At 61.0% G+C, this 25,650-nt stretch carries 17 protein-coding genes; 6 read left to right on the top strand and 11 right to left on the bottom strand.

Translation table 11 applies throughout. From position 1 onward, the window contains the following. Window positions 1-9: 9 nt before the first annotated feature. The 11 genes from GTP27_RS05100 to GTP27_RS05050 form a co-directional block, all read right to left on the bottom strand. On the bottom strand, window positions 10-789 hold the full coding sequence (locus GTP27_RS05100; protein ID WP_161038075.1) for a PIG-L deacetylase family protein: 780 nt from the start codon (window positions 787-789) through the stop codon (window positions 10-12). Beyond that, the gene (locus GTP27_RS05095; protein ID WP_161038074.1) at window positions 779-1,633 is read right to left on the bottom strand and encodes a GNAT family N-acetyltransferase; all 855 of its coding nucleotides are present in this window, start codon (window positions 1,631-1,633) and stop codon (window positions 779-781) included. The genes GTP27_RS05100 and GTP27_RS05095 overlap by 11 nt, the downstream gene beginning before the upstream one ends. Then, window positions 1,630-1,998 carry a GtrA family protein gene (locus tag GTP27_RS05090; RefSeq protein ID WP_161038073.1) on the bottom strand — a complete coding sequence of 123 codons (369 nt, stop codon included), beginning with the start codon at window positions 1,996-1,998 and terminating at the stop codon, window positions 1,630-1,632. The genes GTP27_RS05095 and GTP27_RS05090 overlap by 4 nt, the downstream gene beginning before the upstream one ends. Continuing rightward, entirely contained in the window at window positions 1,991-3,061 is a 1,071-nt protein-coding gene (locus GTP27_RS05085; protein WP_161038072.1) for a glycosyltransferase family 2 protein, read from the bottom strand. Before GTP27_RS05085 ends, GTP27_RS05090 begins: the two co-directional genes overlap by 8 nt. A 14-nt stretch (window positions 3,062-3,075) precedes the next feature. Next, entirely contained in the window at window positions 3,076-7,356 is a 4,281-nt protein-coding gene (locus tag GTP27_RS05080) for a glycosyltransferase (RefSeq protein ID WP_161038071.1), read from the bottom strand. 2 nt (window positions 7,357-7,358) lie between these two features. Further along, window positions 7,359-8,660 (bottom strand): FkbM family methyltransferase, encoded by a 1,302-nt coding sequence (locus tag GTP27_RS05075; RefSeq protein WP_161038070.1) that lies wholly within the window; start codon window positions 8,658-8,660, stop codon window positions 7,359-7,361. Then, window positions 8,657-9,880 carry an ABC transporter ATP-binding protein gene (locus tag GTP27_RS05070; RefSeq protein ID WP_161038069.1) on the bottom strand — a complete coding sequence of 408 codons (1,224 nt, stop codon included), beginning with the start codon at window positions 9,878-9,880 and terminating at the stop codon, window positions 8,657-8,659. The genes GTP27_RS05075 and GTP27_RS05070 overlap by 4 nt, the downstream gene beginning before the upstream one ends. Beyond that, complete coding sequence (locus tag GTP27_RS05065; protein ID WP_286173167.1) at window positions 9,880-10,677, bottom strand: ABC transporter permease; 798 nt, start codon at window positions 10,675-10,677, stop codon at window positions 9,880-9,882. The genes GTP27_RS05070 and GTP27_RS05065 overlap by 1 nt, the downstream gene beginning before the upstream one ends. A gap of 180 nt (window positions 10,678-10,857) precedes the next feature. After that, window positions 10,858-11,592, bottom strand: a complete 735-nt coding sequence (locus GTP27_RS05060) for a Crp/Fnr family transcriptional regulator (protein WP_229633390.1) — start codon at window positions 11,590-11,592, stop codon at window positions 10,858-10,860. Window positions 11,593-11,634: 42 nt separating this feature from the next. Further along, window positions 11,635-12,867, bottom strand: coding sequence for a bacterial transcriptional activator domain-containing protein (locus GTP27_RS05055; protein WP_229633389.1), 1,233 nt, complete (start codon window positions 12,865-12,867; stop codon window positions 11,635-11,637). Next, window positions 12,864-14,771, bottom strand: a complete 1,908-nt coding sequence (locus GTP27_RS05050) for a CHASE2 domain-containing protein (protein WP_161038068.1) — start codon at window positions 14,769-14,771, stop codon at window positions 12,864-12,866. Before GTP27_RS05050 ends, GTP27_RS05055 begins: the two co-directional genes overlap by 4 nt. A gap of 186 nt (window positions 14,772-14,957) precedes the next feature. On the opposite strand from GTP27_RS05050, the gene GTP27_RS05045 reads away from it, so the two are divergent. The 6 genes from GTP27_RS05045 to GTP27_RS05020 all read left to right on the top strand — a co-directional run bounded on the left by GTP27_RS05045 (window position 14,958) and on the right by GTP27_RS05020 (window position 25,649). Beyond that, window positions 14,958-16,319, top strand: a complete 1,362-nt coding sequence (locus GTP27_RS05045) for a FecR family protein (RefSeq protein ID WP_229633388.1) — start codon at window positions 14,958-14,960, stop codon at window positions 16,317-16,319. A gap of 387 nt (window positions 16,320-16,706) precedes the next feature. Further along, window positions 16,707-20,681 carry a DUF4214 domain-containing protein gene (locus GTP27_RS05040; protein WP_161038067.1) on the top strand — a complete coding sequence of 1,325 codons (3,975 nt, stop codon included), beginning with the start codon at window positions 16,707-16,709 and terminating at the stop codon, window positions 20,679-20,681. A gap of 262 nt (window positions 20,682-20,943) precedes the next feature. Next, the gene (locus tag GTP27_RS05035; protein WP_161038066.1) at window positions 20,944-22,719 is read left to right on the top strand and encodes a type I secretion system permease/ATPase; all 1,776 of its coding nucleotides are present in this window, start codon (window positions 20,944-20,946) and stop codon (window positions 22,717-22,719) included. A gap of 8 nt (window positions 22,720-22,727) precedes the next feature. Next, a complete protein-coding gene (locus GTP27_RS05030) occupies window positions 22,728-24,086 on the top strand; it encodes an HlyD family type I secretion periplasmic adaptor subunit (protein ID WP_161038065.1) in 1,359 nt (452 codons plus the stop codon). A 1-nt stretch (window position 24,087) separates the two neighbouring features. Further along, a complete protein-coding gene (locus GTP27_RS05025; protein WP_161038064.1) occupies window positions 24,088-25,437 on the top strand; it encodes a TolC family outer membrane protein in 1,350 nt (449 codons plus the stop codon). Beyond that, complete coding sequence (locus GTP27_RS05020) at window positions 25,434-25,649, top strand: DUF6447 family protein (protein WP_229633385.1); 216 nt, start codon at window positions 25,434-25,436, stop codon at window positions 25,647-25,649. The genes GTP27_RS05025 and GTP27_RS05020 overlap by 4 nt, the downstream gene beginning before the upstream one ends. Window position 25,650 lies beyond the last annotated feature (1 nt).

The following is a 25,650-nucleotide window of genomic DNA, read 5'->3' as shown; positions in this document are numbered from 1 at the left end:
GCCGTGCTGCTAGCGGCTAGCGCGCCACTGCGCCAGCTCCTGCTGTAATTGCTCCCAGCGGTAGAAACGCCGGTTTTCGTAGTAAAGCGCGCCCTCATGGGGGCGCTGGTTCAGGCGCGCCAGCGCCACGCTCTGTAATTGCTGCTCGCCGTGCAGCAGATAGTGCAGCACGACGAAGGGAAACAGGCCTATCCAGGTGGTGCGCTGGGACGGGTACATCAGGCACAGGCGCAGATGCTGCCAGCGCTGGCGCCAGGTCAGGCGCTGGCGCGTCACTGCGCCATTCTGCGCCAGCGGCGACAGCACGCGGAACAGCGGGCCGGGGCAGCCCAGTGCGTTGTATAGCGCGTACTGGCGCACCTGCGCCAGCAGGCCATGACGGGCGGCGATTTCGCAGGTCAGCGCATGCAGTGCATCGTGGTCGTGATGGCCGCCTTCCCAGGCGGTGACGTAGAGGCTGTCTATGCTGTCAGCTGCGTGTGTCGATTCCTGCCCTGGCAGCAGCCATTGTTCCAGCCACTGGCCGGCAGCGTGCAGATGCCTGGGCAGGCTGGCATCGGCGATGTCCAGCTGGTCGCCGGCGAAGCTGACAGCGCTGGCCGGGACGCCTAGCCGTGCCAGCACGGCCAGCGATTCCTGATTGCGCTGCTGCGCCAGCGCACCGGCACCGCGGGTGAAATAGGCGCACTGCACCGCCAGCCCGCGCTGCACGCAGTCGGCAATGGCGCCATACACGCCGTATTCGTCGTCCTGATGGGCGAACAGGAACAGGGCGCGTTTAATAGGCATCGAAGTCGAGGAAGCTGAAGCGTACGCGCGCCGGATCGAGCCGCGCTACCCGTGCCGACAGCGGCTTGAAGATCAGGTTCAGCGGCGAAGGGCGTAGGCGCTGGGGGATGCTGGCATAGTTCCAGTAGGCCCGCTCTGCATCCGGCATCAGGCCGATGAACAGGCGTGCCGGCGAAGTCCAGCCGGCGCTGGCCACGGCGGGAACCTCCGGCGCGTGGTCTAGCGTGGCGATAGCTGGCAGCAGGGGGCTGAGAGAAGGGGCGAAGAACTGCCAGCCATCGCCCGCCGCGCGGCGCGTGACGGGATTGTTGGGATTGGCGCAGCGCCAGGCCAGTGCGGCAGCGCTCCAGTGGCGCTCGAACGAAGGCTGGCGCTGGCTAGTCTTATGCAGCAAGGGCCCCAGCCCCACACGGGCTTCCAGCGGGCGCACCAGCTGGAAGCCCAGCTTGCGGATGAAGCCGGGCGTGCTGTTGGCGTTGGCCACGCCGTACACGGCGTCGTAGCCCAGCGCGGTGGCGGCGTCGTAGCACATATGGGCCAGCTGGCTGAACAGGCCCTGACCCTGATAGTTGGGGTGGGTGGCCGTATTCAGCGACAGCAGCACGCGGATCAGCTGGCCCTCGAAGCGGGCCTGGGCGGGCAGGCAGACGTAGTGGGCGGCCAGCGTGTCGCCATCCCAGGCGTCGAAGCCCACCACGCGGCCATCGGGATTGGCGCGGTATAGCCATTCCAGATATTCGGGCGTGAAGCGGTCCGAGGCACCGGCAGGGAAGCAGGCAGTAAACAGTTCGCGATAGCGCTCCAGCGCAAGCGGGGTGGTTTCGACGTTGGCGAATGTAATCACTTGAATATCCAGTGTTTGCTGAGCAGGAAACCATTCACCGCCACGACCGGCAGGGAAACGATTTTGCCGGCCAGTGGAGGGAATCCCAGGGCGAGGGCCAGATTGACCAGCGCTAGCGTGATCATATAGTTGATTGCCACCACACAGAGAAACCGCACAAAACTGCCCTGCGTAGCCAGGCGGCTAAAAGTCACCCGCGCGTGGAAGGCGTAGTTCAACAGCAGGCCGGCCAGAAAGCCGCCGCTGGTGGCGACCATCGGGCTGCTGCCCCGCCATAGCAGCATTTTCATCAGGCCGACATCGAGCGCGGCGCACAGCAGACCGCCCAGCACGAAGACGGCAAATTGCGGACGGCGTTCAGTCATCGGCCTGCCCAGCGCTCTGGCCTTGCGCCAGCTGGCTGCCTTGGACGCTACTGGCGCTGTCGATGCTAGCCGGGCTGCGCACGGCGCGGCGGCGGAACAGTTTGCGATGCAGCGGCTGGCGCGGCACGCTGGCGATGTCGTAGGCGAGGAAGGCCAGCACCAGCTGCACGCCCATCAGCAGCGGCAGCGCCGCCAGCATGACGGTGCCGGCGGGTGTGCCCACGCCGGCGCGGGCCGAATCGGCCCAGTGCCAGATGCCGTAGCCCAGACCGGAAAGTATCATGGCCAGACCAAGCGGCAATTCGATCGAGGCCAGCGACATATTGCGCAGATAGTAGTTGTAGAACAGCCGCTTGATGAAATTGCGCGCGTGTTTGGCCATGAACTCGGTGATGATTTTCGAAATCTTCAGGTTGCTCACTTCATCGCCATATACGGCGTCCATCGGCACATCGGCCACCACCGCGTGCAGGGTGTTGAGGCGGAACAGCATGTCCGTTTCGAAGAAATAGCGCTGGCTGATCTTGTCGAATGGTAGATGGCGTGCTGCATCGGCGTGTATCGCCGTGTAGCCGTTAGTGGGGTCGAACAGATGCCAGTAGCCGGAAGAGAGCTTGGTCAGCAGCGACAGCACGGCATTGCCGAACAGGCGCACCGGCGGCATGGCGCCGATCTGCTCCAGGTCGTAGAAGCGGTTGCCCTTGGTGTAGTCGGCTTCGCCGGCCAGTATCGGGCCGATGAAGTCAGCGATCAGGGATGGGTCCATCTGGCCGTCGCCATCGATCTTGACCATGATGTCCATGCCGTCGGCAATCGCTGCCTTATAGCCGGCCATGACGGCGCCGCCGACGCCGCAGTTGACGGCGTTTTCCAGTACCACCACGCGCGCATCGCTGCACTGGCTGCGTACGAACTGGCCGGACTGGTCGGGGCAGCGGTCATCCACCACATAGATGCGTTCGACCTCGGGGCCGATCGCGGCAATCACGCTCAGAATGTGGCGCGTGACCTTGTAGCTGGGGATGACGACGGCAATGCGGGCGTGGGCGTTGATGTTGGACATAGGCGGCATGCGGTCTAGGTGTGTTGCGGGTCTGCCGCTTCGGCAAACAGGAGATTGGTCAGGATGCGGGCGTTGTCGGCCCAGGTATGCCAAGGCATGGCGCTGGACGGAATGGTCTGGCCCGCAGCGTGCAGGCGCAGCCATTCCTGTACGGCGCTCGCCAGTGCGGCGCCGCTGCCACCACTGAAATACTGGGCGTGCGCACCGGCGATTTCGCGGAACACGGGGATGTCGCGGGTCAGCAGCGGCATATCGTGGCGCGCCGCTTCGATCAGGGGCAGGCCGAATCCTTCGCCTTCGCTAGGGAAGAGCAGGCAGGCACAGTGCTGGTACACATGCTCCAGATATTCGTCGCTGATGCCTTGCAGCCAGTGCAGACGCTGGCCCAGTTGCGGGTGGTTGCGCAGGCGTGCCATGATGGCCGGTATGGTGCGGCGCTGGCTGTCCGGCAGGCCTTTCCAGCCTTCGCCGCCCACGATGACCAGCCGCACATCGACGCCGGCAGCCCACAGCTGCTCGAACGCGTCGAGCGCTTGCAGATGGCCTTTGCGCGGCTCGATGGTGCCTACCATCAGGAAGCTGGGCACGGAGCGGATATCGGCCAGCACGGCTGCGGCATCGTCGGGCAGGCCGGTGCTGGGCATGGACGCTGCGATGTCGGCGCCGTGGTGCAGCACGGCGAATTGCGGCACGGCGCGCTGCGGCGCGTGCTGGCGCAGCCAGTCGCGCGTTTCATCAGCCACTGCGCCGCTGATGCACAGCAGGCGGTCGGCATTGCTGGTGACCGTGTGCAGCCATTTTTCGAACACATCGTCAACGCGGCCGGGGAAGAACTCTGGCCGCAGCACCGGCAGCAGATCGTGGATCAGGAAATTGACGCTGACGCCGGCGGCACGCCAGCGCTGGTACAGGCCCGTGCGGGCGGCTTCCGTGACGGCGCCCGGATAGAAATCGGGGCTGTAGAACACGTCGCCGGCGCGTACTTTGACTTCTTCATCGACCACGCCGTAGCTGTCGGTGCCGGCCAGTGTGTGCAGGTAGCGCCGCGCGTAGCAGTAGTGCCAGCGGCCGCCTTCATCGCTCAGATAGACGGGTAGCACCTGATAGCGCGTGCTGTGCTGGGCCAGCAGTTCGGCCAGCTGGGCGCGCACCACGCGCTGGATGCCGGTCTTCAGGTCTTCGCGCGCAATCGCCGACACATCCACCAGCAACTGGGGTGCGATGCCGTCCGCTGCCACGCTGGTGTAGCTGTGGCCATGCACGGTGGCCTCCATCAGTTGCTGCGCGCTCTGGGCCCACGTCAGCCATGGCAGTTCGCGCGATGGCGGTGCTTTGCCCTGCGCATGCAGCGCCAGCCACTGTTCGATGGCGTCGGCCAGCGCCTGCGGCTCCTTGCCCTCGAAGTAGTAGGCATGTTCGCCTGCCACTTCGCGGAACACGGGGATGCCGCGCGCGATGATGGGCAGCTGGTGCTGGGCCGCTTCGATCAGCGGCAGACCGAAGCCTTCGCCTTCCGATGGCGCCAGCAGGGCAGCGCAGCCCTGATACAGTTTCTGCAGCATTTCGTCGGATACGCCGGGCAGCCAGAACAGGCGCTGCTCGCGCTGCGGGTGTTCTTCTAGCTTTTTGGCCAGCGCATCGACTAGCCAGCCGTTCTTGCCCACGATGACCAGATTTACTGCCACGCCTTGCTGCCACAGCAGTTCCAGCGCAGCCAGCGTCTGCGCCTGTCCCTTGCGCGGCTCCAGTGTGCCGACCAGCAGCAGGGTGGGAGCGGCGCTCAGTGCGGCCAGCACCTTGTCGGCATTGGCGGGCAGGCCAGTGCTAGGCGCACTGGCATCGATGTCGGCGCCAAGGTGGAAGTAGCTGAGCTTGAGCGGCGCCTGACGGCGGTTGGGGCGGGCGGCCAGCCATGCTGCCAGTTCGTCCGACACGGCGCGCGAAATGGTGACGATGCCATCGGCCGCATAGGTGATCGTGTCGAGATAGTCGCTATAGTATTTTTCCGCGCCGTAGACAAAGCACTCTGGCCGCAGCACGGGCAGCAGGTCGTACACCACAAACCACACGGCCACGCCATGGCGGCGCAGGGCCAGCAGTTGCGGCTCGTTCTGGGTGGTGCTGTTGGAGGCCAGATCAAGGCCGAGGAACAGGTCGCCGGGACGGGCTTCGATGGGCGCGTCTTCCAGTTGCGGCGACTGCACGCCCAGCATGGCAGTGGTGAAGCTGCGCGCATAGCGGTAGCTGCGGTTGCCGCCTTCGCCGTACACGGGCTCCACGCGGTAGCCTGCTGGCGGTGCCTTGATCAGCGCCAGCAGGATGCTGCGCACCACGCGCTGGATGCCGGTCTTGTGGTCTACCTGCACCAGTGCCGAGATATCCACCAGCAGCTGGCGAGGTGCCGTGGCTGGCTGGTTGGCGGCGATGGCGCTGGCGGTGGCGATCAGCTGTGCTTCTTCGGCCTGTTTGCCGGGCAGGGCCATCAGGACGTCCAGCAGCTGGGCGTAGTGGCTGGCGCTGCTGTGACGGGTGATCTGTTCGATCGCAGCATGGTACTGGCGGCCTACTTCGGCTGGCGCATGGTGTTGCTGCACGTGGGCGCGGCCAGCAGCAGCCAGTGCGGCGCGCTGTGCGGCGCTGGCGTGCAGGCCGGTGAGTGCGGCAGTCAGTGCGCTATCGTCGAACAGGTCCGGCAGCTTGATCAGCACCGTGTCCGGCAGCGTCGCTGCAGCGCCGTGCGCGTTGATGATGGTCGGCACACCATGCAGCAGGCAGTCCAGCACCGAGGCCGAAGTCTCGCCGCGGGTCTGGGTACGCAGCTGCACGGCCGTGTCGCTGGCGGCCAGATAGTGCTGGTAGTCGTCGGCGCTGACAAAGCCGGTGATGCGGATGCTGGCGGTGCAATTGGCGCTGGCGATGCGGCTTTGCAGTTCGGTGCCGTACTGGCCGGCTTCGTTTTCGCCCACGAATACCAGCTGGCAGTTGGCCTGCTGCGCCAGTGGCGTAGCGAGGAAGGCGTCGAGCAGGCGGTGATTGAGTTTGGTCGGTCCCAGCATGCCGAAGCTGGTGACGAGGTAAGTGTCGTCGGCGATGCCGAGCTGGCGCCTTGCTGCGGCGCGGTTCTGTTCCGGCGTGGCCTGCGCCAGCGCGGCAGGCAGGCCGCGCAGCAGGGGCAGCGTATGCCACTGGTCCGCATAGCCGGCGCCATACCATTGCTGCGCCAGCGTGCGCGAGAAATCGGAGTGCACAATTACGCCTCTGGCCTGATCGAGCACTGCCTTGTTGGACGGCATGGCCCAGATCGAAGGATTGTGGCCCAGCTCCTTGTGCGCCAGCAGACCCGTGTGGCCATGCGAGGCATACAGCGCCTGGAAGTAGGCCAGCGGCTGCACGCCGTCGCGCTGCATATTGTCGATCACGCCGCTGAGGAAGAAGTCGTGCAGCACCACCATGCCCGGATACTGTTCCAGCAGAGGGAACATATACTGGTGCGCGTTGGAGTTGCCGAAGTGGTAGAGGCGGCGTGCAAAGTGCTCTGCACGGGCGGCAAACTGCGCGGGCGTCAGCAGCGGCAGGCGTTGGCCCAGCGCGGTAGCGGCCACACCGGCAGCGGCAGCATCGGATACTACCAGCGAGATGTCGTAGTAGGCCTCCAGCTCGGCGATCAGTTCGACGCTGTAATCGGCGATGCCGGATTTTTCCGGCGGCAGTGGCGAAATATAGGCCAGTGCAGGACGGCCGGCTGGCGCAGTCTTATTGTCATTGCGGCGGGCCAGCGCCGTTTCCAGTGTGGCCCACAGGGCTGGCGCGGCCTGTTCCGGCTGCTCGTACACTTCGTCGCGCAGCACCAGTGCGGCATCGCGCAGGCATTGCTGCTGTGCTTCGGGCAGCGTCTTTTCCTGCGTGCCGCTGGCCAGCGTATAGACTACCAGCGCTTCCTGCGCTGCGCTGCTGAACAGGGTGTCGTTAAGGGCCAGATCGAACAGACCTGGCAGCAGCACTACGTCCGGCTGCAGGCTGGCGATGAAACCGTCGCGTACCAGCGGCGCCGCCTGCCGTGTCCAGCCGTCGCCGGCCGGAGTGCGGTAGCTGCGCAGCTGCACCGGCAGTTCGCTGAAAGCGTGGCGCAGCATATCGATGCTGTCGCTGTGGCGCTCGTCAAGTGCGATGATCAGGCTATGCGCTTGCGGACGGCCGGCGGCGCTGCGTGCCAGTGCCTGCGCCAGCGCGATGATGGCTTGCGGATTGCGCGCCGCGCCGTTCTGGCAGGCTTGAAGATCGATAAGCAGACGCATACTCAGTGTTGTTCCTTGTGTTGTGCGCGGCGCAGATCGTCGAGTACCTTGCGCGCCGAGAGTGGCAGTTCGCGCTGCAGATGCGGCACGTCGGCCGCGCCGGCGGCCGGACCGCCACCCTGTTTGATCACGTGCAGGCTGCGGCTGACCAGACGGCTCAGCATGGGCGAGCGCACAATGATGGGCAGCAGCGCACGGCGCAGCATTTCACGGCTGGTGAGCCAGCGCACGGCGCGGCGGATGGCGCCACGCACGGCGCGTCTGGCCAGATTCGGCAGGCTGTTGTCGCCACGGCGCATGATGAAGCGCAGCGGCGCGGTAATGCGCCACGAGCTGCTGGCGTACACCGCCAGCAGGCGCTGCTCCAGATCCTTGCCCCATGCCGCAGTCTGGTGCAGATTGCTTTCCAGCTGGCGTGCCGTGGCTTCGGCCTGGCGCAGATCGGCCTGCAGCTGCAGGGTTTGCAGCGTCAGCTGCTGGGCGCGTTCTTCCAGCCGCGCCGTGGTATCGGCCAGCGTGTGTTCCAGCTGACTGGCGCGCTGGTCGGCCTTGACGCTGAGCTCCCAGGTTTCTTTCAGCTTCCTGTCCAGCATTTTGTTGCGCTGCCAAGCTTTATCGAGGTGGTGCGTCAGATAGTCGTCAAAGACATTCGGCTGAACTTGCAGATGCTGCGCCAGTTCGGCGTGTTCTTCCGCCACGTAATAGCGGTTCAGACCATCGAACCAGACAAAACGGTACTGGTGATCGGTGACCAGATGCTCCCATTGCAGGTGGTTGCTATCGCGGCTGTTGGGCATGATGGCTTCCACCACCACGATCCATGGCCGGCACAGGCTAAAGTCCATACCGCGCAGGACATCGGCTTCGAAGCCTTCCACATCGACCTTGAGGAAATGTACCGGACCGCGTACGTGCTGGCGGCAGATTTCCGTCAGCGTCAACAGCGGCACCGTGTGTTCCACCACGGCGTGGCCGTGGGCGCGGTGATTGGCCGCCACGCTGGCATCGGTCGAGGCCCAGCCGTTCACGTCCGGCACATCGAACAGGGTGATGCTGCCGCTGCTGGCGCCAGCGGCCACGTTCAGATTGATGTCGCGCGTGCGCTGCTCGCGGAACGCCGCGCCATACGAGGGCATGGGTTCGATGTTGATGCCGCTCCAGCCCGCATCGTAGAACGCCTTGGTGACGGAATGCAGTTCGGGATCATTGGCGCCGACGTCGATATAGAAACCGTTGGGCACATGCTGGAGCGCGCGCCACAGCAGCACGTCCTCGTAGTTCTGGGCGTAGGAAAGAAAACTCATGAGCGGGTAATCTCGATAGCGGGATCCAGCCATGCCGATCCCTCAAAATGGGGACGCTGCATATTCACTACCGTGAACACCAACGCCAGATCGCGCCATTCGTAATTGTTGACCAGATGGGTGGCGGTGCTGACGATGGCAGTGGCCACCGAATAGCTGCCCGCGCCCAGATTGGCGGCAAAGGTAAAACTGTAGGTAACGCGCTGGCCGGCCTGCATGTCTTCCAGCGGCAGTTCCTTCAGGTGGGTGTTGGTGCCATACATGGTCTGGCCCAGACGGTCCTTGATCATATAGCCGAGCACCATGCGCGGTATGGCGGCATGTACGGCCACCGTCACGCGCAGCGTCACCTGCTGGCCCACGTCGATCACTTCGACCGCTTCGCCCGCTGCGTTGAGCAGGGCGATGTCGGCCACCGTGGCTTCGCCTGTGCCGGAAGTCACCTGCAGCTTGCCGTCATCGCGCTGGCTCAGACGCAGGGTGCTGTTTTCCCGTTCCGCGATCAGGGCATTGTAGTAATCCATGATTTCTTCCGGCGCGCCTTCGCGCGCCAGCAGGCCGCCATCGAGCAGAATGGCACGGTCGCATACGGACTGGATGGCCTGCTTGTCGTGCGAGACCAGCAGCAGGGTGGTGCCGGCGCGGCGGTACTGGCGGATGCGCTCGAAACTCTTGTGCTGGAAATAGGTGTCGCCCACCGACAGCGCCTCGTCCACGATCAGGATGTCGGGCCGGCGTGCAGTAGCCACGGCAAACGCCACGCGCATCTGCATGCCGCTCGAATACACTCGCACCGGCTGGTCCATGTAGTCGCCGATTTCGGCAAAGGCTTCGATGTCCGGCATCAGGCGGGTGATCTCGTCGACGGACAGGCCGATCAGCTGGCCCGCCATGTAGACGTTCTGGCGCCCCGTAAAATCGGGATGGAAGCCCATGCCCAGTTCCAGCAGGGCCGCCACGGTGCCTTCCATGTAGACGCTGCCCGTGCTGGGCTGGGTGGTGCCGGTAATCAGTTTCAGCAGGGTGCTCTTGCCGGCGCCGTTAATGCCGATCAGGCCCACGGCTTCGCCGGGCTGCACGTGGAAGCTAATGTCGCGCAATATCCATTTCAGGCGGTGGCGCGCCGGACGGAACGGCAGCAGCCATTCCAGCAGCCGCGCCCAGCGGTTGGGATAGAGTTTATAGGCCTTGCCCAGATTGCTTACGGTTATGCTGCCCATCAGAGTTCGTCCACCATTTCACCCGCACGCTTGCGGAACAGTTGCAGGCCCAGTGCGCACAGCAGCAGCGCCAGGATGGCCGCTGGCAGCAGGCTGGACCATTGTGGCGCCTGCGCGCTGACGAGGATGGTCTGGTAGGACTGGATCACGGCCGCCATGGGATTCCACGCCAGCAGACCGCGCACCTCGGCGGGCAGTATGCTGGCCGGATAGACGATGGGCGTGAACCAGAACCAGAACTGGATAAAGATCTGGAAGAACTGGCCCACATCGCGGAAAAATACATTGAGCACGCCCAGCACCATGCCCAGACCGATGGCCAGCGCAATCTGCAGTAGCAGTACCGGCAGGATCAGCACAAAGACGGCGCCGGGGAATTGGCCACTAAAGACCAGAAACACGCTGAACAGACCGAAAATGATGGCGAAATTCACCAGCGCATTGAGCACCACGATAACGGGCAGGCAAATGCGGGGGAAGCTGATTTTCTTGAGCAGATTGGCTTGCTCCAGAAACATGTTCTGCGCTTTGGAAGTGATTTCGGCAAACAGGCCCCAGGTCAGAATGCCGGCGCACAGGTAGATGCTGTAGCCATAGGTGCTGGCATTGCCGGGGAGACGGTTCTGCATCACCTGCGAGAAGATCAGGGTGTACACCAGTATCATCGCCAGCGGGCTGAGTACGGTCCAGGCGGCGCCCAGCATGGTGTTACGGTATTTGGACTGGAATTCGCGCTTGACGCTGCCACTGACAAAGCCGCGATAGCGCCACAGGGCGCCGAACATGGCGAGCGCCATTATGCGCCCTTCATGGTGAAGTGCGACGGGATGGACAGGGTAAAGCGCAGGGCTGGCATCATCAGCAGGCAGGGCGCAGAAACAGCGCCGCAGGTCAGTTTACAAGTGGGCGATTATACCGCACGGCTTGTTAAGCTAGAAACATGTTACAGCTTGTCACACGCTGCCCTGATACCGCAATTATTCGCTCTGGACCAGCTTCTGCAGTTCATCCGGCTTCTTGATGATGAGCCGGTGCGGTTCCTTCTGCACGATGCCCTGCTGGGTCAGCGCCAGCAGCGCGCGGGTCACCGTTTCGCGGCTGGTATTGATCATGTTGGCGATGTCCTGATGGGTGGGCAGGTTTTCCACCACGGTGCCGTCGGCATCCTTTTTCTGCATCAGCACGATGTAGGAATAGATGCGCTTGGAGGTGTTGTTGATGCTCAGCAGGGCGCGGAATTCCGAGTCGCGCTGGATTTTCTGGGCCAGGTGGCGCAGCATCTGGCGCGCCACCGACGGCGAGTGGGAGAACAGGTTCATGGCGACTGGCGCCGGCAGGAAGGCCACCAGTACATCGCTCATGGCCACCACCGAAGCGGAGCGGGTGGAGCCGTTAATCAGGGCGATTTCGCCGAAAAAGTCGCCGGGCACCAGCATGCGCAGGCCGATGGCGCGGCCATCTTCCGTGATGTCGACCACCTGCAGCGAACCGGAAAGCAGGAACAGCAGGCCGTCGCCGCTGCCGCCTTTGTGCAGCACCACTTCGCGCTTGGCGTAATGGCGGATGCGCAATTCCGGCTTGATCGCAGCCATTTCCTCCGGAGTGAGTTCAGCCAGCAGGGGGATCTTCCTGAGGAAAATCTGAATCTGCGGTTCTTCTCCGGCCGGTGGCGTGGGAACGGGATTGCTTGCTGGGGCGGTATTCGACGTCATGCTGTCATTGTAACGTGTTCGCGCCGCCGAGGCAGCACAACGCTACAGACCTTGCCACTGCCAGGTCAGTTGGAGCTGGCGGTCGTTATAATGGAAAATCGAGATATTTTCCTTGTTGCGTACCTGCCGTGCTTCCAGTTGTAGCGACTGCGTATTGCTTAGCGGGTAAGTAAGCGCCGCCCGCCAGACTTGCGTATTTTGGTGGCGGATCTGGTCGATAAAGCCGGGCGAATAGGCTTTGCTGCTGTCCCACACTTGCTGGGTGTAGCTGAGCTCTCCCGTGGTCTCACCCGCCAGGCGGCGGCGCCATTGCGCGCTGGTCACCCAGCCTTCGCGATTGCCACCGGGGCGTGCCGATCCGGCGTGGTCGGCTAGCCGGCCAAATGTCATGCTGGCGCTGTTGTCTTCCAGGCGGTAGTTAAACTGGCCTTTGATCTCGGCGGTATTCGAGTTGAAATTGTCCTGAGTCAGGTATTCAACATGGGTCAGGGCCGTGGTTAGATTGAATTGCATACTGCCCGGCAAAGGCAAGGGCGGCCCGACCCGGCCCTGTATCTGGCTCTGGCGCTGGTACAGCTGGGTGCCCAGCGTGATCAGCCCCACGCTGGCCGCGCCATGCAGGGTCCAGCGGCCAAAGCGCCACGGTGTGTCCAGCCCGGCAAACAGCGAGGACGAGTTGTACTGCCCCAGACGGTCGTAGCGCCGCGACTGTAGTTGTATATACCCGGAAGTGCCGTTGGGCGTCAGGTCGCGCAGGTAGTCGGCGGTCAGCAGCGTGTACTGGTCGTGTTTGGGCAGGAAGTCCGCGGTCAGCGGCAGTTCCACCGGCACGCCGGAGGAATTGGCCGTATAGCTGCCGATGCTGGAACCCTGGTTGACGTTCTGGTCGATACCGCGGCCCAGACTGAAGGCCAGCTGGGCATTAGGCCGCCAGCGCGCACAACCATTGCTGCGTGCTTCCGTAATTAGCTGCATGATGCCGGGTGAAGGATTAAAGCGGCTACGGATCACCTCGAACATGCGTTCGGCTTCCTGCTCGTGGCCTAGCGCGCACTGGATCAGTGCGAGATCGAGCCAGGCACCCGCATGCAAGGGTTCGCCTTCGATCACCTGGCGCAAAGTCTCGCTGGCATCCGTGTTGCGGCCTTCGGCGATTGATTGCAGCGCCTGGCGGTAGAGTTGCTGATTTTCGCCCGCATCTTCCTGCGCCTGCAGCGAGAACGGGTAGAGCAGCGCGACCGTGGCGAGCAACGCGGCGGACAGGGAGGCTTTCAAGCGCCTTGCTCCTGTTGTGAGGCCTTGCTCGGGACGGACTTTGCTGCTGCGGTGGTGCTCATAAGTGTTTCTAAAGTATAAACTGTGGTGGGCTTTTCCTTGCCCCGTAATAAACGTTCGCCTAGCGGAATGAAGCGGTGACGGCGCGAACGTTCCACCGTACCGGCGCCGACAATGACGTCGTAGGGGTAATCGCGCGCCGCCTGTTCTAGCCGTGAGGCAGTATTGACGCTGTCGCCGACGGCAGTATAGATGCTGCGGAAGGTGGTGCCGAAGTCGCCAGCCATGGCCAGTCCGCTATCGATGCCTATGCGCACGCGCAATGGCGGTCGTCCTTTTGCCTGTTGTTCAATACTTAATTGCTGTACGCGCCGCACAATAGCATGGGCGGCGTCTAATGCCAAATCAGCATGTTGCAAATTTGGTAATGGCGCCCCCCAGAAAGCTACCAGACCGTCACCCGTATATTTGTCTAGCGTGCCCTGATGGCTGATCACGGGGCCGGTCAGGCATTCGAGAAAATCGCGCGTCAATTTGGCTGCTTCATCGACCGGAAGCGATTCGACCTGGGTGGTGTAGCCTTCCATGTCGGCAATTAAAGTGGTCACATCGAGTTGGCGCGGGGCAAGGGGATCCATCATGTCGCTGCGCAGTAATTCCGTCACGACGGCCGGCGCGACATACTGGCGCAGGGTGTCGAGCAGATGGCGCGAGCGCTGCTGGGTCATCTGCCACTGGTAAGGCACGGCAAAGGTGAGCAGGAATAGCAGCGAAGCGAGCGGGGCCGTGGTGGAGAATTCGGCATCGTGGCCACTGATGATAAAAGCCAGCACCAGCCAGCACAGCGAACCGGTGGCCAGTAGGGCGACATTCCGGGCGGCCGAGAGACGTGGCAGGCTGTAGCCGATCAGCAGCGCCATCAGGGCTGACCAGAGGCAGGAGATCCAGCGTCCGGGCCAGCGGGCCGCAGTCAGGCCGTCGCGCTGGTCGAGCAGGGTCGAGAGCAGTGCAGCCTGAACTCCCAGTCCGGGGCGGTTGGCTGCCAGCGGCGTGGTGACGCGGTCCGCCAGCGTTAGCGAGGACGAGCCGATCAGCACTAACCGCCCGCTGGCACTGGCCGGATCAATGCGGCGCTGTAGTATGTCGGCGGCGCTGACGACGGTGTAGGCGGGCCAGTCGCGCAGATAGGATATGCGTAGCCCGGCACTGTCGCCGCCGGGCGTGATGGGGGCGCCGCCTGCGCAGCAGTTGACCAGCGCCAAGCTGAGTGCCGGATAGGTCTGGCCGTTGTACTGGCTGAGTAGCGGCGCCCGGCGCAGTGTACCGTCAGCATCCGGCACAAAGCCGATATTGCCGATATGGGCGGCGTGACGGGCTAGCTGTATATGATTGGCAATATATCCGGTCGCGGGCAGGGCTGGCGCCGTGCTGCGAATGGCACCGCCCAGTACGCCTTTGTGCAGCGGTTCGGGCCGGGTTGCGCTGTAATCGAGCGCCTGGGCCAGCACCAGCGGGGCATTCTGGGCCAGTATCGCTAGCCGGGTATCGCCCAGCGTATCGCCGGCATCGGGCATCAGGATATCGAGCGCGATTCCGCGTGAACTGTAGTCCGTCAGCAGAATTTCCACCATATCGGCAATCCGGCCCCGGCTCCACGGCCATGGGGCGATTGTATTCAAGCTGGTTTCGTCGATATCGACTACCAGTATGCGCGAGTCTTCTGCACTGCTGGTCTGGAGCTGGATAAACCGGTCGCGCAGCCATTCCTCGGCCAGAAAGCTGGTTCCGGGAGGGGGGAAGCATTCTGCCGCCGCAGTGATCAGTATTGCCAGTAAAGGCAGTAGCCAGCGAAGTTGCCGGCTAAAGGCAGGAAAGGGCGAGCGCGGGCCCGGCACGTTGGTCATCAGGGAATGCGGCAGCGTTCTGTCAGAGAGAGATTGACAGGTTACAACACCCAGCCTAACGCAGCAAACGCTTTTGCTACAAAGTGTAAAGTTGGCGATGTTGCGCAGGGGTTTCAGTAGAATGTGACGTTCATCACGGAAATATCCTTTGTGGATGGGATAATTCTGCTTGTACCAAGGAGAACTATGATGCGTAAATTACTACTACTTGCTGGCTGCTGGCTACTGGCTAACGCTGTCCATGCCGCCGAGGCAGGGAAAATCATATTCGTCGCAGGTGCAGCCAAGGTTGCTTCCAATGCAGCCGTCCTGAATGCGCCGGTGAATGAAGGCGAAATGCTCAGTACCGGCGCGGACGGCTATATCTACATCAAGACTATCGACGATGGTCTGTTTATTCTGCGTCCGAATACCCAGGCGCGGATTGCCAGCTACCATATAGATAGTGTCAATCCTGCCAATACCCGTATCAAGCTCGAATTGATCAGTGGCGTGGCACGCAGCCAGTCGGGCCAGGCGGTCAAGCTGGCGCGCCAGAATTTCCGCTTCAATACCCCGGTTGCGGCCATTGGCGTGCGTGGCACCGACTTTACTGTATCCACAGATAACGAGACGTCGCGGGTCACCGTGCTGTCCGGCGGTATTACCATGAGCGGCTTTGCCAATGGCTGCCGCCCAGAGGGTACGGGCCCGTGCGAGGGGGCGATGGCGCGCGAGCTCAGTGCGGCGCAAAAAGGCCAGTTGCTGCAATTGCAGCGTGGTCAGGCCGCCCCGCAGCTATTGCAGGGCAACACTACTCTGGCGCCGGATCTGGTAGCGCCGCCACGCTCCGATGAGCCGGGCAAACCTGCCAGCGGTACTGCATCGGCTCCCACCGAGCCTAGTCTGGACCTGAAGAAAGATCAGAACTTGCAGCAGGAAAAGGCTAATCAGAAAGCGATAGCCCAGCAGCCTAGCACCACCAAGCCTAGCGTGCCTGATGTTGTGGTAACGCCGCCCGAAGTGATCATCAGTGATCCCGTGGTTCCTGTTCAGCCAGTGGTGCCGCCTAAGGAAGTTAGCTGGGGACGCTACACGGCGATTGCCGACCAGCCTGCCACCAGCGGTCTGAGCAAGGCCGGTGCCGAACGTCTGGGTATGACAGAAGACTTCGTGCTGTTCCGTAGCCGTACTGGCAGCACGCTGGCAACGCCGGTGCAGGGCAGTGCCGCATTTGCGCTGGCGTCTGGCGAGGCCTATATACGTAATATAGACGGTACGGGCAAAGCTGCGGCGACCTTGCAGAACGGCGTGCTGGCTTTTGATTTTGGCAATTCCAGCTTTAGCACCCAGTTTGATCTGCTGACCCAGAATGCGGAAACCTACAAGATGGCCAGTGCGGGCAGGGTAACCAGTGATGGCCTGTTCTCCAGCCAGACTGCCAATATCAAGACTAATAATATGTCGGTAACGGGCGCGCTCAATGATCTCACCAGCGCCAGTTATATCTTCCAGGGCACACCGGATTCCAAGCATGTCGTCAATGGGGTGACGAACTGGAAAAAGTGATTCAGATTAAATTTGTCGAAAACCCGTCCTCATGAGCCTGTGGGGGCGGGTTTTTTTCGTTGCTGCAAGTTTTAAAAATGACAAGATCGAGTGGATATGCGGTATGCTGTTCGATGATGTCTAAGAGTTTTTTGCTGTGTGGATACTCGAAAAGCGGGGTAGCCACGCTTTTGCGCATCTGATTGATTTATCGAAGGGCATCAAACATAATGTCCGCGCGGTAATTTTATGTCGCAAAAAAGCAAAAAAAGTAGAGGTAATTGAGGTTTGGTGTGACGCTCGTCACATTCTTCCCCAGCTATCCTCTGCCATGATTCGGTACGCTGTCTTGCGGTTCGCAGGTTGCGTTGCCGAAGCGCTTATTTATTAACCCTAGGAGTTATACAAATGGCTACACCTACTGAACTGATTCAACAATTGTACGTTGCGTACTACAACCGTCCTGCCGACGTAGCTGGTCTGGCGTTCTGGGTTAACGCTTACAACAACGGTACCTCGATCGATACCATCAGCAAGAACTTCAACAACGCAGCTGAATACACCAACGCCTACGCAGGCAAGAGCGCAGACGCTATCGTCAACACCGTGTACCAGAACCTGTTCGGCCGTACCGCTGACAGCGTTGGTCTGGATTTCTGGGGCAAAAAAATCGCCGCCAAAGAAATCACCGTTGCTGACCTGGTAAAATTCATCACCGCTGGTGCTCTGAATGCTGACGGCACTCCTAACGCCGACGGCGCAGTATTCAACAACAAAGTGGCCGCTGCTGTTGCTTTCACCACCGAAATCGGCACCGCCGGTAACGAAGCTGAGCGCGTAGCTTACTCGTCGGGTACTGCTGACGTGCTGGCTGCTGCTAAATCCTACATCGCTGGCGTGACCACCGATGACACCCTGGCTACCGCTGTTGCCAACGTACACGCTACTGCACAGAAACTGCTGCCAGTACCTGACACCGCAACGCCTAAGAGCTTCACCCTGACCTCTGGCGTAGACACTGGCGCAGCCTTCCTGGGCGGCGCAGGCGACGACACCTACAACGCTACCGGCGCAACCCTGACCGCTCTGGACTCGATCGACGGCGGCACCGGCAAAAACACCCTGTCGATTCAGGATCCTTCGTCGCTGATGGCAACCACCCTGCCAGCAGGCGTTTCCCTGAAAAACATCCAGACCATCACCATCAACACCGCTGGTTCGCTGGGTCAAGTGACCTCGGCTGGTAGCGCTGCTGTTGCTGCTGTTAAGCAAGTGCTGACCATCACCCCAACCGTGGTGACCGCTGGTTCGACCAACACCATCACCGTTACCTACGGCGGCGTAAGTGTTACCACCGCTGCAATGGACGGTACCGTGACCGCTGCTGAAGTTAGCGCACTGGTAACCTCGGCAATCAACGCGATCGCTGGTTCGACCGTTGCTACCACCGTTGGCAACCAAGTTGTTGTGACCGCTCCAGTAGCCGGCACCGCTCTGCCTACCATCACCACCGTAGTCAACACCGCTGCTGGCGATGTGACCTGGGTACAAGCAACCCCACAAGCTAACGTAGTTGGCTCGGCTGCTGTTGCTGCTACCTCGGCTGCTGTGTACGACGTAAGCGGCGTAGACAGCCTGACCACCCTGGCTGTGAACTCGATCGGTAACGACAACGTTAAAGCTGCTGCTACCACCGACGTCACCCTGACCAACACTGCAAACACCAACACCACCACCGTGGTTGGCGGTAAAGCAGTGACCATCACCGAAAACGGCACCGCTGGCACCATCACCGTTGACGGCACCGCAGGCGCTCTGGTGATCAACCAGAACACCACCGGCGCTGTGACCGTGGGCGGCACCACCGCTGTTACCGGTTCCGTAACGGTTAACGCCAAAGCACAAGGCGCAACCGCTATCGCTATCGACGGCGGCACCACCGTGAACGTGACCACCGCTGGCGTCAGCACCGGCACCATCACCGTTGGTAACACCACCAAGCCTACCGGCGCTATCGCTGTTGACTCGACCAGTGCTTACAGCACCTCGACCGCAGCTGACTTCACCCTGGGCAACGTTGTTGTTAAAGGCGGCACCACCATCGCTGTGACCCAGCACGCTGCTTCGGCTGCTGCTAACACCGCTGCTGCTGCTGATACCAGCAACTTCACCGTGACCCAAGCTGCTGTTGCAGTGACCGGCGGCGCCAACACCACCGCTGTTACCGTCACCAACGACGCTATCGCTACCGTACACAACCAGAGCGACGCAGTGGCTGTTGCGACGGAATCGGCAAGCGTAACCTTCACCGCCCTGACCGGCGGCCAATCGGTTACCGTGAACGGCCTGACCTTCACCGCTGGCGCTGCTGGCACCACCATCGCTCAAACCGCTGCTGCCTTCGCCAACCTGACCGCTGGCGCTCTGCAAGGTAACTCGACCCTGGGTGTGTACACCGGCGCGTTCAACACCTCGGCCTTCGTGTCGGGTGCTGTATCGGGCGCAACCAGCAACACCGTAGTCTTCACCGGTGCATCGGCTGGTGCAGTGACCGACATCGTTGTTAGCGGCGTAGGTGCGGCTGCAACCACCACCGCACAAGGTGTGGACGCTGTTGCTGCAGTTGTGGGTAACGCTGGTGTTGTTGCTAACACCATCGCGATCTCCGACGTGAACGCAGGTAGCGCAACGGCTCTGGGCAAGATCACTTCGGCAACCCTGAGCAACTTCACCACCGCGCAGATCAATGACACTGCACTGAGCACCCTGAATGTAACCGGCGGTTCGGGCAACATCAACATCGACAACAGCGGTCTGACCACCCCAACCGTGAAGACCCTGAATCTGAACATCAATGCTCAGACCGGCGGTGCTCTGGACGACGCAGACATCTACACCACCCTGAATGTCACCACCTCGGGCACCAAAAACTCGACGCTGGCTAACATCACCTTCGGTGGCGTTACTGCTCTGAACGTATCGGGTACCAAAGGCCTGACCCTGACCTCGGCAGCTGGTCTGACCTCGCTGGCAACCGTGACCGTTTCGGGCGCTGCTGGTCTGACGGCAAACGTTGGTGCACTCACCACCGTTACCGACGTGAACGCTTCGGCTAGCTCGGGCACCAACACCATCACTCTGGACGCTACCAAAGCAACCTACGAAGGTGGCTCGGGTGTGGACAACGTGACCACTTCGGCTGTTGCTCCTACCAAGGCTATCACCCTGGGCGCTGGTAACGACAAACTGACTCTGGCTTCGGGCACCACCTCGGTAACCGGCCTGATCAACGGTGGCGACGGTACCGACACCCTGGTAATGGTTGCTGCTGACGCAGTTACCGCTTCGGCTAACAGCCTGTTCTCGACCAAAGTGACCAACTTCGAAACCCTGCAACTGACCGGCGGTACCGGTGCACAGCTGGTTCACGTTGACACCCTGGGCGGTTACAACTCGGCTATCGTTAGCGGCGAAGCTGACGGCGGCGTTCTGACCCTGGACGGCTTCACCTCCGGTGGCACCCTGACCATCTCGGGCAGCATCGCTGGTACCACTGGTGCATACGCTGTTTCGAGCAGCGCCTTCACCACCCCAACCACCGACAGCTTCAACATCGCTCTGTCGTCGGCTGCTGGTATCACCGCTGGTACCGTGACCGCCAACAAGGTTGAGTCGCTGGTAATCTCGTCGACCGACACCGACACCACCGCTGCCAACAGCAACACGCTGACCGTGGCTGGTGACACTGCTACCTCGATCACCGTATCGGGCAACGCAGCTCTGTCGCTGACCTCGACCGCAGCTCTGGTGACCACCGTGAACGCAAGCACGATGACTGCTGGCTTCACCTACACCACCTCGGGTACCGCGGCTCAGACCGTGACCGGTTCGGCTACCGCAGCCAACAACCTGACCGCTGGCGGTGCGAATTCCGATCGTCTGATCGGTGGTTCGGGCGCTGACACGCTGACCGCTAACGGCGCAGCTGACACCCTGACCGGTGGCGCTGGCCGCGACAAGTTCATCGTTGCTACCGCATCGTCGAACGTCAACGTGTACTCGACCATCACCGATGCATCGAGCGGCGATTCGATCCAGCTGGCTAACAACGGTACCGAGACCTTCACCACCGCCAAGCTGTCGCTGGGTGACACCGCAACCTTCCAGAACTACGTTGATCTGGCTGCTGCTGGTGCAACCGGTGCTGCTAACGCCGCGATCAAGTGGTTCCAGTACGCTGGCAACACCTACATCGTGGAAGATCTGTCGAACGCCACCACGTTCCAAGCTGGCACCGACATCGTTGTGAAACTGACCGGTCTGGTTGATCTGAGCACCGCTTCGCTGAACAACGCAACCGCTCCAGTTCTGCTGATCGGCTAATTCCGACTCTACCGGGAACACGCAGCTTGCTGCAGGTTCCCGGCTTTAGATGAGAGATATAGTCGCTTAGTAAGCACTAGATCCCAAAGCCGGACTGGCAACAGTCCGGCTTTTTTTATGTCTGATATTGTTTTATTGCTGGCAGAAAGTTCCGGTTAGCAATGAATTATCGTAAAAAAATGTGACGAGGATCACATTTTTTGCGCTACATAGGCGATAATGTCTGCTCTCGCCCGAGTTGGGCGATATGGCGGACATATCCATGAAAAACCCTCTAGTTAAATCCAAGAACGAAATTCAGCAAATACTGCTGACGTTTAAAAGTACCTTTGTAACCGTCGGTACCTTCAGTGCCATCAGCAATCTGCTGATGCTGGTGCCATCGCTGTACATGCTGCAGGTGTATGACCGCGTGCTGGGTAGCCGTAACGAGGTCACCCTGCTGATGCTGACGCTGATGATGCTGGTGGCGTATATGTTTATGAGCGGGCTGGAGCTGATCCGTAGCTTCGTGCTAGTGCGCGTGGGTGCGCGCTTCGATATGCAGCTCAATAAGCGTGTCTACACCGCCGCCTTCGAACAGAATCTCAAGCGTGGCGGCGTCAATGCGGGCCAGGCACTGGCCGATCTGACCAACCTGCGCCAGTTCCTGACGGGGAATGCGTTGTTCGCTTTCTTCGATGCACCGTGGTTCCCTATCTATCTGATCGTGATTTTCGCTTTCGAGCCTTCGCTTGGTGTGTTCGCTCTGTGCGGCACGGCAGTGCTGGTGCTGTGCGCTTATGTGAATGAACGCGTATCGCACAAGCCGCTGGCCGAAGCGAACGGCATGGCGATTGCCGCTTCCACACTGGCCACTAACAACCTGCGCAATGCCGAAGTGATCGAGTCGATGGGCATGCTGCCTAATCTGATGGGCCGCTGGCTGAAGCTGCATAGCCGCTTCCTGCACTTGCAGGCCGACGCTAGCGAAAAAGCCGGTATGGTGGGCGCAGTGACCAAATTCTTCCAGGTTTCCCTGCAATCGCTGGTGCTGGGCTTTGGTGCGCTGCTGGTACTGGAAAATAAGATTACGGCGGGTATGATGATTGCCGCCTCGATACTGGTGGGCCGTGCCTTGCAGCCGGTACAGCAGGTGATCGCGGTATGGAAATCGTGGGCCAGTACCCGTAGCGCGTACGAGCGTCTGACCAAGCTGCTGGAAGAAAATCCGGAGCGCGAAGTTGGCATGGCGCTGCCTAAGCCAAATGGCGCAATCACCGTGGAAGGCGTAACGGCCTCGCCACCGGGCGCCAAGGCGCCTGTGCTCAAAGGCATCAGCTTCGCCATCAATCCCGGGGATGTGCTGGGCGTGATCGGCCCTAGCGGTTCGGGCAAATCCACGCTGGCGCGTCTGCTGGTGGGCATCTGGCCGGCCTTGATGGGCAAAGTCCGTCTCGATGGCGCTGATATCTACCAATGGAACAAGGCTGAGCTGGGACCTCATATCGGCTATTTGCCGCAGGATATTGAGCTGTTTGCCGGTACGGTCAGCGACAACATCGCCCGTTTTGGCGAAGTCGATCCCGAGAAAGTTGTACTGGCGGCCAAACGGGCAGGGGTGCATGATCTGATTCTGCATTTCCCGGACGGTTACAACACCAAGCTGGGTGATGGCGGTGCCGGCCTGTCCGGTGGCCAGCGCCAGCGTCTGGGGCTGGCGCGTGCCATGTATGGCGATCCGTCCGTACTGGTGCTCGATGAACCGAACTCGAATCTGGACGACGTGGGCGAAAACGCACTGCTGATGGCAATCAATGACTTGCGCGCACGCGGCAAGACTATCGTGCTGATCACCCACCGCACCAGTGTGATCGGTGCTACCAACAAGTTATTGTTGTTGCGTGATGGTGCTTTGCACATGTTCGGCATGACCAACGATGTATTGCAGGCCTTGCAGGAAAGCCAGCGTCAGGCGCAGGCCCAGCTGGCCGCGCAACAGGCGGAAGTGCAGGCAGCTGCGGCAGCGCAAGCGGCCAAGGCCGCAGCAACGGAATAGGAATAAACATGAATATGATCAAAAAACAGGATGCTGCGGTCGAAGTGATTAGCCATGATGTGGCGCCGCTGACTGTCAACACCGATGCAGCCGCCTACGCACGGCTGGGATGGTTGATCGTGCTGGCCGGTGTGTTGGGCTTTGTGCTCTGGGCCTCGTTTGCTCCGCTGGACAAGGGTTCGCCTCTGTCTGGTACGGTCACCAAAGAAGGCAACAAGAAGGCCATACAGTATCTGCAAAACGGTATCGTGCAGGACATTCTGGTCAAAGATGGCGATCATGTCGCTGCTGGCCAGGTGCTGGTGCGAATGAATGCGGTGCAAGCCAAGTCGGCGCTCGATATTACCCAGGTTCAGTACATCAGCGCACGCAGCGCGGAAGCACGCCTGCTCGCCGAGCTGCAAGGCAAACATACGGTGAGCTTGCCTGAGTCGCTGCAAGAGTATCGCAGCGAAAGCCAGACGACGGAAGCGATGGCTTTGCAGAATCAGCTGATCAGTTCGCGCCAGGCGTCGTTGCAAAGCGAAATGAGCGTTATGGACGAAACCATCGCCGGTTTGCAAGCGCAAGTCAAAGGCGTGGAAGAATCGCGTGCCAGCAAGAAGGCCCAGCTGGCCATGCTGAAAGAGCAGATCGACAGCATGGCGGATCTGGCCAAGGATGGTTTTATCGCGCGTAACCGCTATCTCGATGTGAAGCGCAACTATGAGCAAGTGGTTGGCGCCATCGCCGAAGACACGGGAACGCTGGGCCGGGCACAGAAGCAGATCAGCGAAACCCAGCTGCGCAAGACCCTGCGCCAGAGCGACTACCAGAAGGAAGTGCGTAGCCAGCTGGCCGATGCGCGCAAAGAAGCGGAAGCACTGCAAGGCCGCCTGACCGGGCAGAAATTTGACGTGGGCAGCGTGGAACTGAAAGCGCCGGTGGCTGGTGTGGTGGTCGGTTCCAGCGTATTCACCAAGGGCGGTGTGGTGGGCGCCGGTGCCAAGCTGATGGAAATCGTACCGGATGACGATGCACTGGTGGTAGAAGGCCAGCTGGCCGTCAATCTGATCGACCGGATACATGTGGGCCTGCCGGTGGAAATGAACTTCGCCGCGTTTAATGCCAATCGTACGCCGCACATTCCAGGCGAAGTCATACAGGTTGCGGCCGACCGCAGCATCGACGAGCGTACCGGCGCACCTTACTACAAGGTCCGCGCCCGGGTAAGTCCGGAAGGCGTGAAGCTGATCCAGCAGAAAAAACTGGCGATCGTACCGGGTATGCCTGTTGATATGTTTGTCAAGACTGGCGAGCGCACCATGATGAGCTACCTGCTTAAGCCGCTGTTCGACCGCGCCAAATCCTCGATGACGGAGGACTGATATGGCTTATCCGCTAAAGCAAAGCACGCTGCGCCTGGCGTTGTCAGGCGTACTGGGGCTGGGCTCTCTGTTCGCGCTGCCGGGTGCTCATGCCATGACGGTATTGCAGGCATACGAGGCGGCGCTGCAAAACGATGCGGCTTACCGTGCCGCCTATTATGCGGCCGAAGCCGGTAAAGAGAACCGTACGCTGGGCATGTCGAATCTGCTGCCGTCGATAAATGGCTCGTATAGCGCTAGCCAGAATCGCACGACACTCGAAGTTGGCAAGGACATCCATCCCTACGACTATATCAGCCGCTCCTCGACGGTGCAGTTGCGCCAGTCGCTGTTCAATCTGGATGGCTGGTTCCGCTTCAAGCAGGGTGCGGCGCAGAGCAAGTATACCGATGCCCAGTTCGCTAGCCAGCAGCAGGAAGTCATCGTCCGAGTGATGAGTGCCTACCTCGATGTGCTGTATAAACAGGACCTGCTGGCCTTGGCCAAGGTGGAGCGTGACATGTATCTGGAACAGCGCAAGGTTAATGACCGGCTGTTCGAGAAAGGCGAGGGTACCCGTACCGATATGCTGGAAACTCAGGCGCGGCTCGATGCCTCGCAGGCGCAGGTGCTCGAAACGGAAGACGCATTGCAGTTTTCGCGCGACACTCTGAGTTCCATCGTCGGCGGCGAGATCGGCACGCTCGACGTGCTGATGCTGGACTTTGCTCCGCGGCCCGCCGATAGTGTGAGTTTTGAAGCGTGGAAGACTATCGCGCTGGAACGCAATCCCGATATCAAGGCTGCCCGGCTCGGCGTGGAAATCGCTACGCAGGATATTAACCGGCAACGCTCCGGCCATGCTCCCCGCGTGGATTTTGTCGCCACTTATGGCAAGACGGCTTCTGACTCCATCACTACGGTGAATCAAGATCAGACCATACGTAGCCTGGGCGTGCAGATCAATATTCCGCTGTATTCAGGTGGTGCGGTGAATGCCCAGACGCGTCAGTCGGTGGCCAACAAGCTGAAAGCAGAGGCTGATTTACAAGCCCAGACCGATAAAGTGGTACTGGAACTGCGCAAGGATTATAGCTCTCTGCTGAGCAGCATCACGCGTCTCGGCGCGCTGGAAAAAGCTGTGGCTTCTGCTACTACCCTGATAGACGCTACCCAGCGTAGCGTTGCTGGTGGCGTGAGGATTAATCTGGATGTGCTCAACGCCCGCCAGCAGCTATTTACTGTCAAGCGCGATCAGGCTCAGGCCCGCTACAATTATCTACTGATCACTTTGCGTATGCGTGCGGCAGTCGGCACCCTGTCGGGCGACGACCTACGTGAAATAGCACCCTATTTCAGGCCAGCGGCATGAAGATGATGATGGATGATGAGCTGGAAGTCACCGTAGACGGCATAAGCTACAAGGTGGCTGATCTGAGCGAAGAGGCGCGTGCACAGGTTACGAGCCTGCAGTTTGTCGATGCCCAGATGGCGGACCTGTCCGCCCAGCTGGCAATCTATCAGACGGCACGCAATGCGTATCAGGCCGCATTGCAGCAGCTGTTGCCCCGTCCTAAGCAATAGC

This window comes from Duganella qianjiadongensis (assembly GCF_009857915.1).
GTDB lineage: Bacteria > Pseudomonadota > Gammaproteobacteria > Burkholderiales > Burkholderiaceae_D > Rugamonas > Rugamonas qianjiadongensis.
The sequence above is the reverse complement of the archived record's forward strand: the minus strand, read 5'-3'. Positions and strand labels throughout refer to the sequence as shown.

Coding starts and splice junctions, on each gene's coding strand:
- GTP27_RS05070 (WP_161038069.1), bottom strand. CDS start 9,880: ATGGGCAGCATAACCGTAAGCAATCTGGGCAAGGCCTATAAACTCTAT.
- GTP27_RS05035 (WP_161038066.1), top strand. CDS start 20,944: ATGAAAAACCCTCTAGTTAAATCCAAGAACGAAATTCAGCAAATACTG.
- GTP27_RS05085 (WP_161038072.1), bottom strand. CDS start 3,061: ATGTCCAACATCAACGCCCACGCCCGCATTGCCGTCGTCATCCCCAGC.
- GTP27_RS05075 (WP_161038070.1), bottom strand. CDS start 8,660: ATGAGTTTTCTTTCCTACGCCCAGAACTACGAGGACGTGCTGCTGTGG.
- GTP27_RS05065 (WP_286173167.1), bottom strand. CDS start 10,677: ATGGCGCTCGCCATGTTCGGCGCCCTGTGGCGCTATCGCGGCTTTGTC.
- GTP27_RS05060 (WP_229633390.1), bottom strand. CDS start 11,592: ATGACGTCGAATACCGCCCCAGCAAGCAATCCCGTTCCCACGCCACCG.
- GTP27_RS05025 (WP_161038064.1), top strand. CDS start 24,088: ATGGCTTATCCGCTAAAGCAAAGCACGCTGCGCCTGGCGTTGTCAGGC.
- GTP27_RS05020 (WP_229633385.1), top strand. CDS start 25,434: ATGAAGATGATGATGGATGATGAGCTGGAAGTCACCGTAGACGGCATA.
- GTP27_RS05040 (WP_161038067.1), top strand. CDS start 16,707: ATGGCTACACCTACTGAACTGATTCAACAATTGTACGTTGCGTACTAC.
- GTP27_RS05090 (WP_161038073.1), bottom strand. CDS start 1,998: ATGACTGAACGCCGTCCGCAATTTGCCGTCTTCGTGCTGGGCGGTCTG.
- GTP27_RS05045 (WP_229633388.1), top strand. CDS start 14,958: ATGATGCGTAAATTACTACTACTTGCTGGCTGCTGGCTACTGGCTAAC.
- GTP27_RS05080 (WP_161038071.1), bottom strand. CDS start 7,356: ATGCGTCTGCTTATCGATCTTCAAGCCTGCCAGAACGGCGCGGCGCGC.
- GTP27_RS05050 (WP_161038068.1), bottom strand. CDS start 14,771: ATGACCAACGTGCCGGGCCCGCGCTCGCCCTTTCCTGCCTTTAGCCGG.
- GTP27_RS05100 (WP_161038075.1), bottom strand. CDS start 789: ATGCCTATTAAACGCGCCCTGTTCCTGTTCGCCCATCAGGACGACGAA.
- GTP27_RS05030 (WP_161038065.1), top strand. CDS start 22,728: ATGAATATGATCAAAAAACAGGATGCTGCGGTCGAAGTGATTAGCCAT.